Origin of the sequence: Pseudomonas sp. BN505 (assembly GCF_029873175.1) — a bacterium.
Taxonomy (GTDB): Bacteria; Pseudomonadota; Gammaproteobacteria; order Pseudomonadales; family Pseudomonadaceae; genus Aquipseudomonas; species Aquipseudomonas putida.
This window is the reverse complement of the sequence record NZ_SSOI01000032.1, coordinates 95,956-110,143: the sequence shown is the minus strand read 5'-3', so window position 1 is coordinate 110,143 and position 14,188 is coordinate 95,956. Positions and strand designations below refer to the sequence as shown.

Annotated in this window: 14 protein-coding genes; 13 read left to right on the top strand and 1 reads right to left on the bottom strand. The window is 66.4% G+C overall.

Annotated features, from left to right (window positions below; genetic code table 11):
* Positions 1–125 precede the first annotated feature (125 nt).
* Positions 126–1,091, top strand: a complete 966-nt coding sequence (gspK, locus tag E8E78_RS09595) for a type II secretion system minor pseudopilin GspK (protein ID WP_059394642.1) — start codon at positions 126–128, stop codon at positions 1,089–1,091.
* Positions 1,092–1,283: 192 nt separating this feature from the next.
* Here gspK and E8E78_RS09590 read toward each other — a convergent pair whose 3' ends face one another.
* Positions 1,284–3,359: a PhoX family phosphatase gene (locus tag E8E78_RS09590; protein ID WP_059394641.1), complete on the bottom strand. Its 2,076-nt coding sequence runs from the start codon at positions 3,357–3,359 to the stop codon at positions 1,284–1,286.
* 224 nt (positions 3,360–3,583) lie between these two features.
* Between E8E78_RS09590 and E8E78_RS09585 the strand changes: the two genes are divergently transcribed.
* The 12 genes from E8E78_RS09585 to E8E78_RS09530 all read left to right on the top strand — a co-directional run bounded on the left by E8E78_RS09585 (position 3,584) and on the right by E8E78_RS09530 (position 14,187).
* On the top strand, positions 3,584–5,224 hold the full coding sequence (locus E8E78_RS09585) for a hypothetical protein (protein ID WP_061203546.1): 1,641 nt from the start codon (positions 3,584–3,586) through the stop codon (positions 5,222–5,224).
* Positions 5,221–5,646 carry a hypothetical protein gene (locus tag E8E78_RS09580; protein ID WP_059394639.1) on the top strand — a complete coding sequence of 142 codons (426 nt, stop codon included), beginning with the start codon at positions 5,221–5,223 and terminating at the stop codon, positions 5,644–5,646. The genes E8E78_RS09585 and E8E78_RS09580 overlap by 4 nt, the downstream gene beginning before the upstream one ends.
* 3 nt (positions 5,647–5,649) lie before the next feature.
* Positions 5,650–7,416 (top strand): type II secretion system secretin GspD, encoded by a 1,767-nt coding sequence (gene gspD / locus E8E78_RS09575; protein WP_172439603.1) that lies wholly within the window; start codon positions 5,650–5,652, stop codon positions 7,414–7,416.
* Complete coding sequence (locus tag E8E78_RS09570) at positions 7,416–8,864, top strand: ATPase, T2SS/T4P/T4SS family (protein ID WP_049275600.1); 1,449 nt, start codon at positions 7,416–7,418, stop codon at positions 8,862–8,864. The genes gspD and E8E78_RS09570 overlap by 1 nt, the downstream gene beginning before the upstream one ends.
* Before the next feature lie 3 nt (positions 8,865–8,867).
* Positions 8,868–10,070 carry a type II secretion system inner membrane protein GspF gene (gene gspF / locus E8E78_RS09565; RefSeq protein WP_049275601.1) on the top strand — a complete coding sequence of 401 codons (1,203 nt, stop codon included), beginning with the start codon at positions 8,868–8,870 and terminating at the stop codon, positions 10,068–10,070.
* 17 nt (positions 10,071–10,087) lie between these two features.
* On the top strand, positions 10,088–10,522 hold the full coding sequence (gene gspG / locus E8E78_RS09560) for a type II secretion system major pseudopilin GspG (protein WP_016501249.1): 435 nt from the start codon (positions 10,088–10,090) through the stop codon (positions 10,520–10,522).
* Between the two features lie 2 nt (positions 10,523–10,524).
* On the top strand, positions 10,525–10,962 hold the full coding sequence (gene gspH, locus E8E78_RS09555; protein WP_049275603.1) for a type II secretion system minor pseudopilin GspH: 438 nt from the start codon (positions 10,525–10,527) through the stop codon (positions 10,960–10,962).
* Positions 10,959–11,327, top strand: a complete 369-nt coding sequence (locus E8E78_RS09550) for a type II secretion system protein GspI (RefSeq protein WP_043196789.1) — start codon at positions 10,959–10,961, stop codon at positions 11,325–11,327. The genes gspH and E8E78_RS09550 overlap by 4 nt, the downstream gene beginning before the upstream one ends.
* A gap of 157 nt (positions 11,328–11,484) precedes the next feature.
* Entirely contained in the window at positions 11,485–12,075 is a 591-nt protein-coding gene (locus tag E8E78_RS09545; RefSeq protein ID WP_049275605.1) for a prepilin-type N-terminal cleavage/methylation domain-containing protein, read from the top strand.
* Positions 12,072–13,148: a type II secretion system protein GspL gene (gene gspL, locus E8E78_RS09540; RefSeq protein WP_049275625.1), complete on the top strand. Its 1,077-nt coding sequence runs from the start codon at positions 12,072–12,074 to the stop codon at positions 13,146–13,148. The genes E8E78_RS09545 and gspL overlap by 4 nt, the downstream gene beginning before the upstream one ends.
* Entirely contained in the window at positions 13,145–13,531 is a 387-nt protein-coding gene (gene gspM / locus E8E78_RS09535) for a type II secretion system protein GspM (RefSeq protein WP_049275607.1), read from the top strand. The genes gspL and gspM overlap by 4 nt, the downstream gene beginning before the upstream one ends.
* On the top strand, positions 13,528–14,187 hold the full coding sequence (locus E8E78_RS09530) for a general secretion pathway protein GspN (RefSeq protein WP_049275608.1): 660 nt from the start codon (positions 13,528–13,530) through the stop codon (positions 14,185–14,187). The genes gspM and E8E78_RS09530 overlap by 4 nt, the downstream gene beginning before the upstream one ends.
* Position 14,188: the final 1 nt, after the last annotated feature.

Sequence of the window (14,188 nt, the reverse complement as noted above, 5' to 3'; positions counted from 1 at the left end):
CATGAAAAGGAACGGCAATCCTGCCTCGTGTAGATGACGTGCACATGACGAGCGGGCATTGCCATCTACCTGCAACACGCCGCGTGTTCACTGGCGTCTTTCTTCCACGAGCGAGGCACGCACGGATGGGTGGCAGGCAACAGCAGGGTGCGGCCCTGCTGATGGTGATGGTGGTGTTGGCAATGCTGGCGGCGGGCATGGCCTGGCTGGTGGAAGATGGCCGGCGCCAGGTGGATGAAGTGCGCCTGCTGCACCAGCGGGTGCAGGCGCGGGCCATGGAGCAGGCTGGCCTGGCCTATGCCGGGCAGGCCCTGCGCGACCCCGCCTGGCGGCTTAGCCCGCTGTTTTGGCAGGCCTTGCGTGGGCAGCCGCTGAACTACGATTTTGGCGCCGGTCACGCGCAACTGCGGGTGCGCGACCAGCATACCTGCTTCAACGTCAATGCGCTGCTGGGCGCCGATGGCGAACGTGCCGAACGCCAGTTGCGCTACCTGCTGGGCGACGACATGGCTGCCGAGCGCCTGGTCGATGCGCTGGCCGACTGGCTCGACGCCGACAGCGACACCCGCCTGCAGGGCGCCGAAAGCGCCCAGTACCTGCGCCAACAGCCGCCGCGCCTGGCGGCCAACCAGCCGATGCTCGACACCAGCGAGCTGAACCTGCTGCTGGAGCCGGACGCCGCTCGCCAGGCTCGTTACCCGATGCTGTGCGCCTTGCCCCAGGTCACCGGCTGGCGCCTGAACGCCAATGCGCTTGGGCTGGAGCACCTTCCGTTACTGGAGGCGCTGTACGAAGGGCGCTATTCGCGGTCGTTGCTCAGCCGCATCATCAGCGGGCGGCCGGCGTCGGGGTACGTGGATGCAGCCGCGTTGCGCCAGGCGCTGGGGGCGGTGGATGACGAAACGTTTGAACGGCTGAGTGAGGGTTTGCTGCTCAACAGCGGTTACTTCCTGCTGCAGCTGTCGTTCGAGGAAGAGGGGCGGGCGATACGCAGCGAATTCCAGGTGGAAGCGCTGGGGGTGGTGCAATGGCATGCCCGGGTGCCGGCGCAGCAAGTGCGGGTGCGTAGCCGGGAGCCCATGGCCTGGTAGGGCTTGAGATTGTCGGGGCTGCTGTGCAGCCCTTTCGCCGGCAAGCCAGCTCCCACAGGAAACCACGATATTCAGAGGACTGTGTATCCCCTGGCTCCCGCAGGAAACCAAGGCATTCATGGCCTGTGATATCCCTGTGGGAGCTGGCTTGCCGGCGAAAGGGCCGCAAAGCGGCCCCCGTAAACAGCTCGATCAGGCAGTCCCGATTTCCCCGCCATCATTGCGCTGAATCACCACCGTCGAAGCCCGCGGCCTTACCTTGGCCCCAGCTGGAGTAGCATCGGTCGCCTTGTCGGTATACGGCCAGTTCCCGGGGTGCTGAATGTTGACGAACAAGGTCTTGTTGTCCGGGGTAAAGGCAATCCCGGTCACTTCACACTCATTCGGCCCAACAAAGAAGCGGCGCAGGTCCACCTGGTTCTGTGCGTTCACCGGCACTTGCTTGCCGGTAGCGTCCACAAGGTCGGTAGGGATCACTGCCAGCAACTGGTCGTTGGTGTAATCGGTGAGTGTACTCTCGCCGTTGTCGGTCTCGAACCACAGCACGCCACGGCTATCGAAGCTCATGCCGTCGGGGCTTGCGAACTGGTTCAGTTCGGTCAGGCCGGAACGATTGATGTCGGCAGTACCGGCGGCGTTTGCGCCGAACACGAAGATGTCCCAGTTGAAGCTCAACTGGTCGTCGCTGTCGTGCCAGCGAATGATGTGGCCGTGGCGGTTCGGGCCGCGCGGGTTGGCCGCGTCGACCTTTTCCGGGGTGCGCGCGCTGTTGTTGGTCAGGGTCAGGTACACGTCGCCGTTCAGCGGGTTGACCGTCGTCCATTCCGGGCGGTCCATCGGCGTTGCGCCCACGGCATCGCCAGCCCCACGGGTGTTGAGGATGATGCCTGGCAGGTCACCATACAGCGCACCCAGGGTGCTGCCAGCCGTGGTGGCGGTGGCCACGTCCAGCAGCAGCCATACGCCGGTGCCATCGGCATTGAAGCGCGCCACATAGAGCTTGCCCTGGTCCAGGTACTTGGCGCCGGTGGCCAGGCGGTCGGCCGGGTTGGCATCGGCGGCATCCCACACAGCGGTGGACACCCACTTGTACAGGTACTCGTTGTTCGAGTCGTCACCCATGTACCACACCAGCGGCTTGCCGGGGACTGGCAGGCCTGGGGCGCAGCCCTCGTGGCGGAAGCGGCCCAGCGCGGTGCGCTTGGTGGCCAGGGTGCTGCTGTTGTACGGGTCGATCTCGACGATGTAACCGTAGGTGCTGGCTTCGTTGCGGTAGTCGTCGGTCGCGCTGGCGCCCTTGATGGTGACGTCGAAACGGGCGAACTCGTCGGCCACTTCGGTGCTGTCACCGGCAGCGCTTTCCCACTTGTACTGGCCGCTGGAGGTGCCCACGCCAATACGGCGCTGGTCTTCGGGGCGGGTGCCCTTGTTGACGAAGATGCCCGGCCAGTTCTCTTCACAGGTCAGGTAGGTGCCCCACGGGGTGTAACCGTTGCCGCAGTTGTTGTTGGTGCCACGGCAGTGGGTACCGGCGGTGGAGTATTTGGTCTTGACGTGGTCGGTGCCGCGCAGCGGGCCGGTGATTTCCATGCGCGACGCTGTGGTGAAGCGGCGGTTCAGCGGGTCGTTGTCGACTACCTGCCAGCGGCCGCTGACTTTCTTCAGGCGCACCACGCCAGCCCCGTGGGCGTTGATTTCCTTGCGCACTTCCTCGACCGGGCGCTTGCCGTTGACATCGGTGGTAGGGCCGGCCGGGTGCAGGGCGGCGGCGTCGATGTATTCGAAGTTGATCGCCAGCAGGCCGTCTTCCGAACTGCCGTTGATAGGGAAGAAGTGCATGCCGTCATGGTGCATGCCCATGGCGTTGGCCTGGTCGGTCGAGGTGTTGCTGCCGTCGGACTTCCATGGGTTGGCGTTGCTGTTCAGCGGCGTGCCCCACGGCGCCAGCACGTAGGCGCTGTAACCGGCGGCAACGACACAGGCGTCGGTGCGCGAGCCCGGGATGGACTGGAAGCCCAGTGCCAGTTTCGGCACCTCCGGCTCAGTCACAGGCGGTTCGGTCACCGGTGGCTCGGTGACCGGATCATCGTGATCGGAACCACCACCGTCGAAGCAGCCTGTCAGGCCGGTACCGGCAATCATGGCGATGGCGGCGCCCAGGCTGCCGCGCATCACGCTGCGGCGGCTGAGGTAGGCGTCCATGACGTTGGCCATCGGCATATTGGCGCTGTGGTTCCGGTCCAGGTTGTCGCCGGTATCTCGACTCATCAGGGTGTCCTTGTAATGGCTGAGTTAGAGGAACCCGCGACTTTAGTGAGGAAATATGATGATTGATTGGCAGAAATGTTAAGGGGTTTTTAAAACGACTCGCTCTTAGAAGGTTCTCTGACAGATCAATTTGGAATGTCTGTCGGATTTCTGCCATCAAACTGTAATGCCAACGCCGCAACATCCGGGGCCCTGAATGAATGTGGAAAAGGACGGCGGGTGCGATGGCGAGCAGTGTGCACAGGCGCGACGTGATCGGCTGGATGGGTGTCGGGGCATTGGCACCGCTGCTCGGCGCCTGTTCTGCCTTCCCTGGGCAGCAGGGCGGCAACGCCCGGCTCGACCTGTTGTACGTGGCCGATACGCTCGATGCGCGCCAACCCGGCCAGGCCGTGGTGCCAGCGACCCGCCTGGGGCCGGTCAGCCACTTGGGCCGCGCGCCGTGGATGACCGGCAGCAGCGCCAGCCTTGCCTACCCGCAACTGGCACCGCTGCTCGATGCCAGCCAGGCAGCCGCCGCGCAGCTGGGCGGCTATGCGGTGCTGGCGGCGCTGCTGGAGCAACTGCGCGGCGAGGCCGGCGCAGGCAACAGCCTGACCCTGGAGAATGGCCAAGGCTGGAACGGCAGTGGCCTGGCCTACCTGACCCAAGGCGAAAGCGGGGTGCAGGGCAGTCAACTGCTGGGCACCGAAGCGCGGGTCAGCAGTGACGAGCGTGTGCTGTGGCCACAACGCAGTACCGGGCTGTATCGCCAGGCTGGCGCCGTTACCCTCGGCGCAGGCCTGGCGGACGCGCAACGCAAAGCCCTGGGCCTTGAAGCCTTGCACGTCTTCGAGCGCGGCGGCGCACGGATTGCCGTGGTCGGCGTGACCGACCCCTATGCCCAGGACCAGAAAGCTTCCCTCAAACTGTGGTACCAGTCGCTGCAGCCGGTGTTCGAGCAGGCCCGGCGCGAGGCCGACCTGGTGGTGGCCATGGCCGATGTCGGCACCGGCCCCGGGCTGTGGCTGGCCGAGCGGGTTCCGCAAATCGATGTGCTGTTGTGCGCCCGTGGCCAGGACCTGTGGCCGGCGCCCGTCGAGGTAACCCAGGCCAGTGGTCGGCGTGTGCCGGTGCTGTTTGCCGGTTGCCGGGGCAGCGGTGCCTTCCGCCTGCGCTGCCAGCGCGTGGCCGGGCTGTGGCAGTTCGACGGGCGTTTCTTCCCGGCCTTTGCACAGCAACTGGCGCCAGCCGCGCAGCTGCGTGTCGGGGCATTGCAGGCACAGCTGCACCAGCAACGTGCCGGCCACGCGGCGTGGCTCGACCAGCCGCTGGCCCGCGCGCCACAGGCCTTGTGGCGCCGTGATACCCGTGGCGGCAGCTGGGACCGCCTGCTGCATCAGGCCTTGGCCGATGACAACGGCATGCCCGTGCTGTTGCCGGGCCTGCGTTACGACTACCCGCTGCCCACAGGTGCTTCGATCACACGTGAACACCTGATCAGCCTCACCGGTGGCTACCCGGCACCGGTGGTCGAAGCGCCGGCCCGGCAGGTGGAACAAGTGCTGGAGAACGCTGCAGAGCAGCTGTTCGGCGATCCGCTGCTGCTCGACAACAGCCAGGACCTGCCGCGCTGGCAGGGCCAGGCCTGGGGTGTCAGCTACAGCCCGCAAGGCAAGCGCATCACTGGGCTGGAGCCGATGCAGGGCCTGTGCCGCACCTTCGGCCTGCAGTTTGAAAGCCAGGCTGGCGAACCCCTGTGGCAACGGGTCGAAGCCTGGCTCGCCCGCCAACCTGGCGACTGGCAACTGGCGCCGCTGCAACTGCCCGAAGTGCGTTACGTGCAGGGGCACCCGGGCTGGCACCCACGGCAGTTGGCCTCGTGACACTCGCCTCGCGCTTGTTCACCGGCGCTGGGCTGACGCTGGCCGGCTGGCTGGCCGCCCAGTGCGTGCTGCAACTGAGCCGCCAGCCGCAACCGGCCATGGTGCCGGCGACGGTCGCCAACCCGCTGCCGGGGCTGATGGTCGGCCACTGGCAAGCGCCCATCGACGACGGTGCCATCGCCATTACCCGCCTGCCATTGCACTACCTCGGCGGCCTCAGGGCGCAGCCGCTGTCTTCCAGTGTGGTGGTGCTGCGCTACGGCGAGCAGGTGCGCACCCTGGCCCGCGGTCAGCGCCTGGCGCCGGGGATCGTGCTGCAGGACATCGACACCGATGGCCTGATTTTCAACAACCAGGGGCGGCGTGAACGCCTGCCCTGGCCGCCACGCCCCGTCGTGACCGGCTTCAAGCGGCAAGGATGAACGATGCCTGTTAGATACTGCGTGGCCGCCGTGCTGAGCCTGGCCCTGGCCATAGGCCTACCTGAGGCCCGCGCCGAAGAGCCGGTGTTCGATGAAAATGGTACGCCGATGTACGAGGTGAACTTCGTCGACACCGAACTGGGCGAGTTCATCGACAGCGTGTCGCGCATCACCGGCACCACCTTCATCGTCGACCCCCGGGTCAAGGGCAAGGTCACCGTGCGCACCGTCGACCTGCACGACGCCGATGCCATCTACGACATCTTCCTGGCGCAGTTGCGCGCCCAGGGTTACGCCACTGTCGACCTGCCCAATGGCAGCGTGAAGATCGTCCCCGACCAGGCCGCGCGCCTGGAGCCGGTGCCGGTCGAGGCGGGTGGGCAGCAGGGCGAAGGCAGTGACAGCGTGGCGACGCGGGTATTCAACGTGCGCAACGCCGCCAGCGAGCAGGTGCTGGGCATCCTCAAACCGCTGATCGACCCACGGGTCGGGGTAATCACACCGTACCCGGCGGCGCACCAGTTGGTGGTGACCGACTGGCGCAGCAACCTGGACCGAATCGCCAGCCTGCTGCGCCAGCTCGACCGCCCCCAGGAAGCACCTGGCAACGGCAGTACCCAGGTCATCTACCTTCGGCACGCCAATGCAGGTGAAGTGGTCAAGGTGCTGCGCGGGCTGAGCCAGGAAGGCATGGCGCCGGCTGAAGGCACGGGCGAAGGCGAGGGCAAGGACAGGCCGGTAATGGCCGCCGCCGGTGGCCCGGGCATTCGCCTGGAGTACGAAGAAGGCACCAACGCCGTGGTCATGGTCGGCCCCGACAGCGAGCTGGCCGCCTACCGCGCCATCGTCGAACAGCTGGACATCCGTCGTGCCCAGGTGGTGGTGGAAGCCATCATCGCCGAGGTGTCCGACAGCAGCGCCCAGGAGCTGGGTGTGCAATGGCTGTTTGCCGACGAGAAATTCGGCGCCGGCATCGTCAATTTTGGCAGCAACGGGGTGAACATCGCCAATATCGCCGGGGCTGCTGCCAGTGGTGACAACGAGGCGCTTGGCGACCTGTTGTCCGCGACTACCGGCGCCACGGCGGGCATCGGCCATTTCGGCGGCGGGTTCAACTTTGCCATGCTGGTCAATGCACTGAAGGGCAAGAGCGGCTTCAACTTGCTGTCCACGCCCACCCTGTTGACCCTGGACAACGCCGAAGCGTCGATCCTGGTCGGCCAGGAAGTGCCCTTCGTTACCGGCTCGGTCACGCAAAACAACGCCAACCCGTACCAGACCATCGAGCGCAAAGAGGTCGGGGTGAAGCTGCGTATCAAGCCGCAGATCAACATCGACAACAGTGTGCGCCTGGACATTGTCCAGGAGGTGTCGTCGATTGCCGAGTCCAGCGCGGCCAGCGACGTGATCACCAACAAGCGCGAGATCAAGACCAAGGTCATGGTCGAAGACAATGGCCTGGTCATTCTCGGCGGCCTGATCAGCGACGAGTTGAGCACCAGCAACCAGCGCGTGCCGCTGCTCGGTGATATCCCTTACCTGGGCCGGCTGTTCCGCTCCGATGCCACCAGGAATACCAAGCAGAACCTGATGGTGTTCATCCGCCCGCGCATCCTGCGGGACGGGCCGAGCCTGGCCGGGCTAAGCGAAGACAAATACCGCACCCTGCAGCAGACCACACCGCTGCAACTGCCGGACCTTGCAGAGGGCACGCCGTTGTTGCAGGTGTTCCCCTCCAGCCGCGCACGCCTCGAAGGCGGTGCCTGGTGATGTTGCCGTATCGCCAGGCACGCCAGAGCGGGGTGGCCATGACCACGACGGAACAGGGCTGGCAGCTGTGGCTGCGGCCCAACGCCGACAGTGCCCAGTTGCAGGAGCTGCTGCGGGTACATGGCCAGCCCTGCATGCTCGAATACCTGGAGCCTGCCGTGTTCGACGAGCGCCTCGGCCAGCTGTACCAGGCCGGCGATGGCGCCAATCAAGCGCTGATCGAAGGCATCGGCGACCAGGTCGACCTGGACAGCCTGATGAGCGAGATGCCGCAGGTCGAAGACCTGCTGGAAAGCGATGACGAAGCCCCGGTAATTCGCCTGATCAACGGCCTGTTCGGCCAGGCGCTGCGCCTGCGCGCCTCGGACATCCATATCGAAACCTTCGAGCAAAGCCTGGTGGTGCGCCTGCGCGTCGATGGCCACCTGCGCGAAGTGCTACGCCCGCCGCGTGCGCTTTCGGCCATGCTGGTGTCGCGGATCAAGGTCATGGCACGGCTGGATATTGCCGAGAAGCGCCAGCCCCAGGACGGCCGTATTACCCTGCGCGCGGCAGGGCGCGAGGTGGATGTGCGGGTTTCGACCCTGCCCGGCATCCATGGCGAGCGCGTGGTCATGCGTGTACTCGACAAGCAGGCCAGCTTGCTCGCGCTGGGCAACCTGGGCATGCCGCCCGCGGTTTTGCAGGGCCTGCGCAGTTGCCTGGCGCGGCCCAACGGTATCGTGCTGTCCACCGGCCCGACCGGTTCGGGCAAGACCACCACCCTGTACGCCAGCCTCAACAGCCTCAACGATGGCAGCCGCAACATTCTCACCGTCGAGGACCCGGTGGAGTACGCCATCGCTGGCATCGGCCAGACTGCCATCAACCCGCGTGTAGGGCTGACCTTCGCCAGTGGCCTGCGCGCCATCCTGCGCCAGGACCCGGACGTGATCATGCTCGGCGAAATCCGTGACCAGGAAACCGCGCAGATAGCCGTGCAGGCCAGCCTGACCGGCCACCTGGTGCTGTCCACCCTGCACACCAACAGTGCCGTGGGTGCGGTGACCCGCCTGCGCGACATGGGTATCGAGCCGTTCCTGATTGCCTCGTGCCTGCGCGGTGTGCTGGCCCAGCGGCTGGTGCGGCGTTTGTGCAGTTGCGCCGTGGCGCACCCGCTGCAAGCTGCCGAGCGTGACCTGTGGCCAGAACTGACGGCGCTGGGCAGCAGCTACCACGCGGTGGGCTGCGAGCAGTGCCAGGGCAGTGGCTATGTCGGGCGCCTGGGCTTGTACGAATTCATCGAACTGGATGCCGGGCTGATCGGCCTGCTGTATGACGGCGCCAGTGAACTGGCCATGCAGGATTACCTGGCCGGGCGCAGGCAGAGCCTGGTCGCAATGGCCAGCGACTGCCTGGCCCGTGGCGAGACCAGCCTGGCCGAAGTACTGCGTGTGGTGCAGGGCTAAACCATGCCTACCTATCGCTACTTGGCCGTCGACCTCGCCGGCAAGACCCGCAAGGCCAGCGTGCAGGCTGACAGTGAACGCCATGCGCGTCAGTTGCTGCGCGATCAGGGGCTTTTTGCCCGCCAGTTGCAGCGCCAGGACAGCAGTAATCGGCAACCCCGGCGCCAGCGTTTGAGCCGTGCCCAGCTGTGTGAACTGACCCGTCAGCTGGCCACATTGACCGGTGCCGGCATCCCCTTGGTCGATGCCTTGGGCACCCTTGAGCGTCAGTTGCGTCAACCTGCCCTGCACAGTGTGCTGGTGGCCCTGCGTGGCTCCCTTGCCGAAGGCCTGGGCCTGGCCCGCAGCCTGGCGCGCCAGGGGGCGCCATTCACTGGCTTGTACTGCGCGCTGGTCGAGGCCGGCGAACGCTCCGGGCGCCTGGCACAGGTGCTGACCCGGCTGGCCGATCACCTTGAACAGGTGCAACGGCAACAGCACAAGGCGCGTACTGCGCTGATCTATCCCACCGTACTGATGGGCGTATCGCTTGCGGTGGTCGTAGGCCTGATGACTTTTGTCGTGCCCAAGCTCACCGAACAGTTTGCCCACGCCGGGCAAAGCCTGCCGCTGATCACCGCGTTGCTGATCGGCCTGAGCGAGGGGCTGGTGCAGGCCGGGCCCTGGTTGCTGGGCCTGGCGCTATTGATGGGCGTGCTCGGCACCTTGCTGTTGCGCAAGCCGCACTGGTGCCTGCGCCGCGACCAGATGCTGCTGCGCCTGCCTCGTATCGGCAGCCTGTTGCAGGTGCTGGAAAGCGCACGCCTGGCACGCAGCCTGGCAATTCTCAGCGGCAGTGGCGTAGCCCTGCTCGAAGCGTTGCAAGTAGCTACCGAAACGGTCGGCAACCGGCGCATCCGCCTGGCCATGGAGCAGGTCCGCCAGCAAGTGCAGGGCGGCACCAGCCTGCACCGTGCGCTGGATGCCAGCCAGCAATTCCCACCGCTGCTGGTGAACATGGTCGGCAGCGGCGAGGCCAGCGGCACCCTGGCCGACATGCTTGAGCGCGTGGCCGACGACCAGGAGCGTGGCTTTGCCCGCCAGGTGGATACCGCCATGGCGCTGTTCGAACCCCTGATGATCCTGGTGATGGGCGCCGTGGTGCTGTTCATCGTGCTGGCGGTGCTGCTGCCGATCATGCAACTCAACCAGGGCCTGCAACTGTGAATACAAGGAGTACTGCCATGCAGCATCAACGTAACCGCCAGCGCGGTTTCACCCTCATGGAAATCATGGTGGTGATCTTCATCATCGGCCTGCTGATCGCCGTGGTCGCGCCCAGCGTGCTGGGCAACCAGGACAAGGCCATGAAGCAGAAGGTGATGGCCGACCTGGCCACCCTGGAGCAGGCGCTGGACATGTACCGCCTGGATAACCTGCGCTTTCCCAGCACTGAACAGGGCCTGGCCGCGCTGGTGAAAAAGCCGAGCCAGGAACCGCTGCCGCGGGCCTGGCGCAGTGACGGCTATGTGCGCCGCCTGCCGGAAGACCCATGGGGCACCCCGTACCAGTACCGCATGCCCGGTGAGCATGGCCGGGTCGATGTGTATTCGCTGGGTGCCGACGGCCAGCCGGGCGGTGAAGGCCAGGATGCCGACCTGGGTAACTGGGCGCTGTAAGGGTGCGCCGTCAGCGGGGCTTCAGCCTGATCGAATTGCTGGTGGTGCTGGCCATCGCCGGCCTGATGACGGGGCTGGCAGTGGCCGGGCTCGGCAGCGGCCAGGCGCCTGTCGATCAGGCCCTGCAACGCCTGGCCAGCGAAACCCGGGCCCAGGCGGCGCTGGCCCGGCATGCGGGGCAGCTGCGTGGGCTGCGCTGGAATGGGCAGCGCCCGGAGTTCGTGCGGCGTGAGGGGAATGCCTGGGTGGTCGAGGCGGCCGGGCTTGGCGACTGGCCCAAGGGCCTGCACCCGGACTGGCCCGCCAGCCCGCAGCCCCACTTGCTGTTCACCCCGCACGGCTGGGCACAGGCGGGCAGCGTGCGCTGGCGCTGGGCCGATGGCAGCCAGCAATGGGCGTGGGGCCGCGATGGGCGCTTGCAGGTGGCGGTCGCGCCATGAAGCAACGTCAGCGTGGCTTCACCTTGCTGGAGGTCACTGTGGCCTTGGCGATTGCCGCCGTGCTGGCGGTGATCACCAGCCAGGTGCTGCGTCAGCGCCTGGCCGTGCAGGACAACCTGCAACAACACCGCCTTGGCCTGTTGTGTGCCCGTGAACTGCAAACACGTTTCGCCGTCGAGCAATTCTGGCCTTCTGCCAACCAGGTGAAGGGTGAACTGAGCCAGGGTGGCCAGCCGTGTCATTGGCAACTGCAATTGCGCCGCACCGGCGTGCGCGACCTGCGCCGTGGCGAACTGCAATTGTACGCCGACCGCGACCAGCGCCTGCCGCTGGGCCAGTACACCGTGTTTCTGGAACGCCCATGAAAAGCTCGCCACAACTCCGCGGACCCGGTAGGAGCAGCCTCGTGCTGCGAAGAGGCCAGTGTGGCCACAGCAAATCTGCCAGTCATTCCGGCCTCTTCGCAGCACAAGGCTGCTCCTACAAAGGTTCTGTGCAGGCATTGAACCCGAGCATCAATACATGAAGCGCCGCCAGGCAGGCCTGACCTTGATCGAACTGATGGTGGCCCTGGCCCTGACTGTCCTGCTCGGCATCATGCTCGCTGCGTTGGTCAATGGCTGGATGAAAGTGCGCGAACGCCTGCAAGTGACCACCCAGGAAACCTCGGTGCTGGATTTCTGCCTGGCCCTTGAGCGGCGTTTCGACAGCCCGGTGCTGCGCCGCGTCTACGACCAGCGCCTGCCCCTGGCCAGCCGCTGGCTGGACTGGCAACCGGCAAGCAACCAATTACAGTGGGTCGCCACCACCGGCCTGCCGGAAGCCGAAGGTGGCTCGCGGCTGCAACGCCAGCGGCTGCGCTTCGAGGCCCGTGAGCAGCGCCTGCTGCTGGAAAGCTCGGTCGACCTGTACGCCGCCGCCACGCCCCGCTGGGTCCAGCGTGAGCGGCTCGACCGGGTTGGCGCCATGAACGTCCTTTATTACCAGGGCGGCCAGTGGCTGGCCTGGCCTTCTGACCAACCTGCGCACCCCGGCCGTGGCGTGCGTCTGGAACTGCAGCGTGATGGAGCACCCTATGTCTGCACCTTCGCCCTCCCGTGGGGGCGCTCATGAAATATGAATGGCGACGGGGCGCACCTGCTCAACCGTGGTTGTTGCTGCGCCCGGGTGTTGCCTGGCACTGGGCGCTGGCCGAGGGCGGCATCGTGCAAAGACAGGGGCACGGTGAGCCACCGGCAAACCTGCAAGCCCGGGTTGCCCTTGTTCTGCCTGCCGAGGCCTGTAGCGTCTTCCACGTGCCTGCCCCACCCGGGCTCAAGCGTGAGGAGTGGCCGTTGTTGCTCGAAGACCGCTTGCTGCAACCGCCGGACGAGGTGACCTGCGCCTGCCTGGCCCGTCAGCCCGGCCACCTTCGCTTGCTGGTGGTGGCGCGTCAGCAACTGGACGACTGGCGCGCGCAGTGTGGCGTATGGGGCTTGCAGGTAGAACGTTGCTGGGCGGAGTTGCAGTTGCTGCCCAGGCCTGAGGCAGGCAGTGCCTGGCATTGGCAGCGAACGCCCGGCATGTCCTTGTACAAAGGGCTGGCCGAGGACGAGCAGGAGCATTGGCTGGCATGGCCGCAAGCACTGGGTGAAGCGCCGCAGCAACCCTGGGCACACATGCAAAGCGTGCCACTGAGTGGCGACTGGCCAAGCGCGCTGGCACCGCTCGACGCGATGCCCGGCCTGTTCGAGCGCGATCGCAAGGTGCCTTCGTTGCCCATCGTTTCACGCCCGCAGCAACGCCTGTTGGCCGCCTGCCTGGTACTGGCGGCAGTCTGGGGTGGGCTGTGGTTGAACCAGCAGTGGCGTCAGGCACAACTCTGGCGCGCCCAGGTGTTTGCCGTGACGGGTGAGCAGGCCAGCCCACGGCACGCCGCGCAGGCCCTAAAACGCCTTCGGGAAAGCGAGCTTCAGCAGCAAGTACGCACCCGCCAGCTCGAAGATCTGCAGGCAGCCTTGCAGGCCTGGCTGCGCGATCACCCCGGCTGGCGCCTGCAGGCGGTGCGCTTCGATGGCCAGCGCTGGCACCTGCGGCTAGAGGGCGACGGCGCCACGCCACCCTGGCAAGACATGGCCAACGCTGCCGGTGCTGCCGTACAGGTACAAGGTGGCGAAGTGGTGTTCGACTTGGGAGCCGCCGCATGAACCAGGACTGGATGCAGCGTCATCGGCTGAAGTTCGCCTGGTTGCTGATTGCGTTGCTGCTGGCTGTTCTGGCCCTGCGCGAGGGCTTGGCGCAATGGCGCGAGGTCAGCCAGTGGCGGGGGCTGGCAGAACAAGCCGCAAGCCTGCATGGTGGCTCGGGCTTGAGCCTGGAGCGCCTGAAGCAGTCGGCCGAGGCGCGACGGGTCGTACTGGCCGAGGTCGATGTGCAAGGCAAGGCCTGGCAACTGCGTGGCCAGGTGGCCGATGAACGGGTGCTGCAAGGCTGGTTGCAGTCCCTGCATGAAGAGGGCGTAACGCCGCTGCAATGGGGGCTGGAACAGGATGGCAAGGCGTTGCGCTTCGACCTGGTGGTGCAGCCATGAGCCGTAAAGGTATGGCGTGGGTGCTGCTGGTTTTCGGCCTGACCCTGCTCGTTGAGTTACCCGCCGCCTGGGTGGCTCGCGGGGCAGGTGTGCCGCTGTGGGATGCCAGTGGCAGCCTGTGGCAGGGCCAGGCGCAACAGTTGGGGCCGGTGGGGCCTCTGCGCTGGTCGGTGCAGCCTTGGCGCTTGCAGGCAACTGCACAGTTGGGGTTTCAGGGGCAGGCCTGGCAGTTGCGCGCCGAAGGCTGGCCGTGGCGCTGGCGGCTGGAGGCATCGGCGATGGGCGCCCAGGCGACGGTGGCCACGGATTACCGCCTGGCCGGGCTGTGGCAGGGCGCAATCCGCATGCAGGGGGCAGGGCGCCAATGCATGGGCAGCGAAGGCCGTGTCACGGTGAGCGACCTGGCGCTGAGCGAGCCATGGTCGCTGGGCCTGGGGCAGGGCTGGCTGGAAATGGACTGCCGCAGTGGCTGGCGCCTGCGTGGTCAGCTGGCGCAGCAGGGGCAGCATCAGTTGGCCGTGGAGGCCGACCTGCCAGGTCGGCGGGCCCAGGTGCTGTTCGAGCTGCAACCGGAGGCGGCGTTGGTGCCCTTGTTACGAGGTGCGCAGTGGCTGGGGCCGCAGGCGCTGGCAGGGCAACGCGACCTGCGCTGGTAAG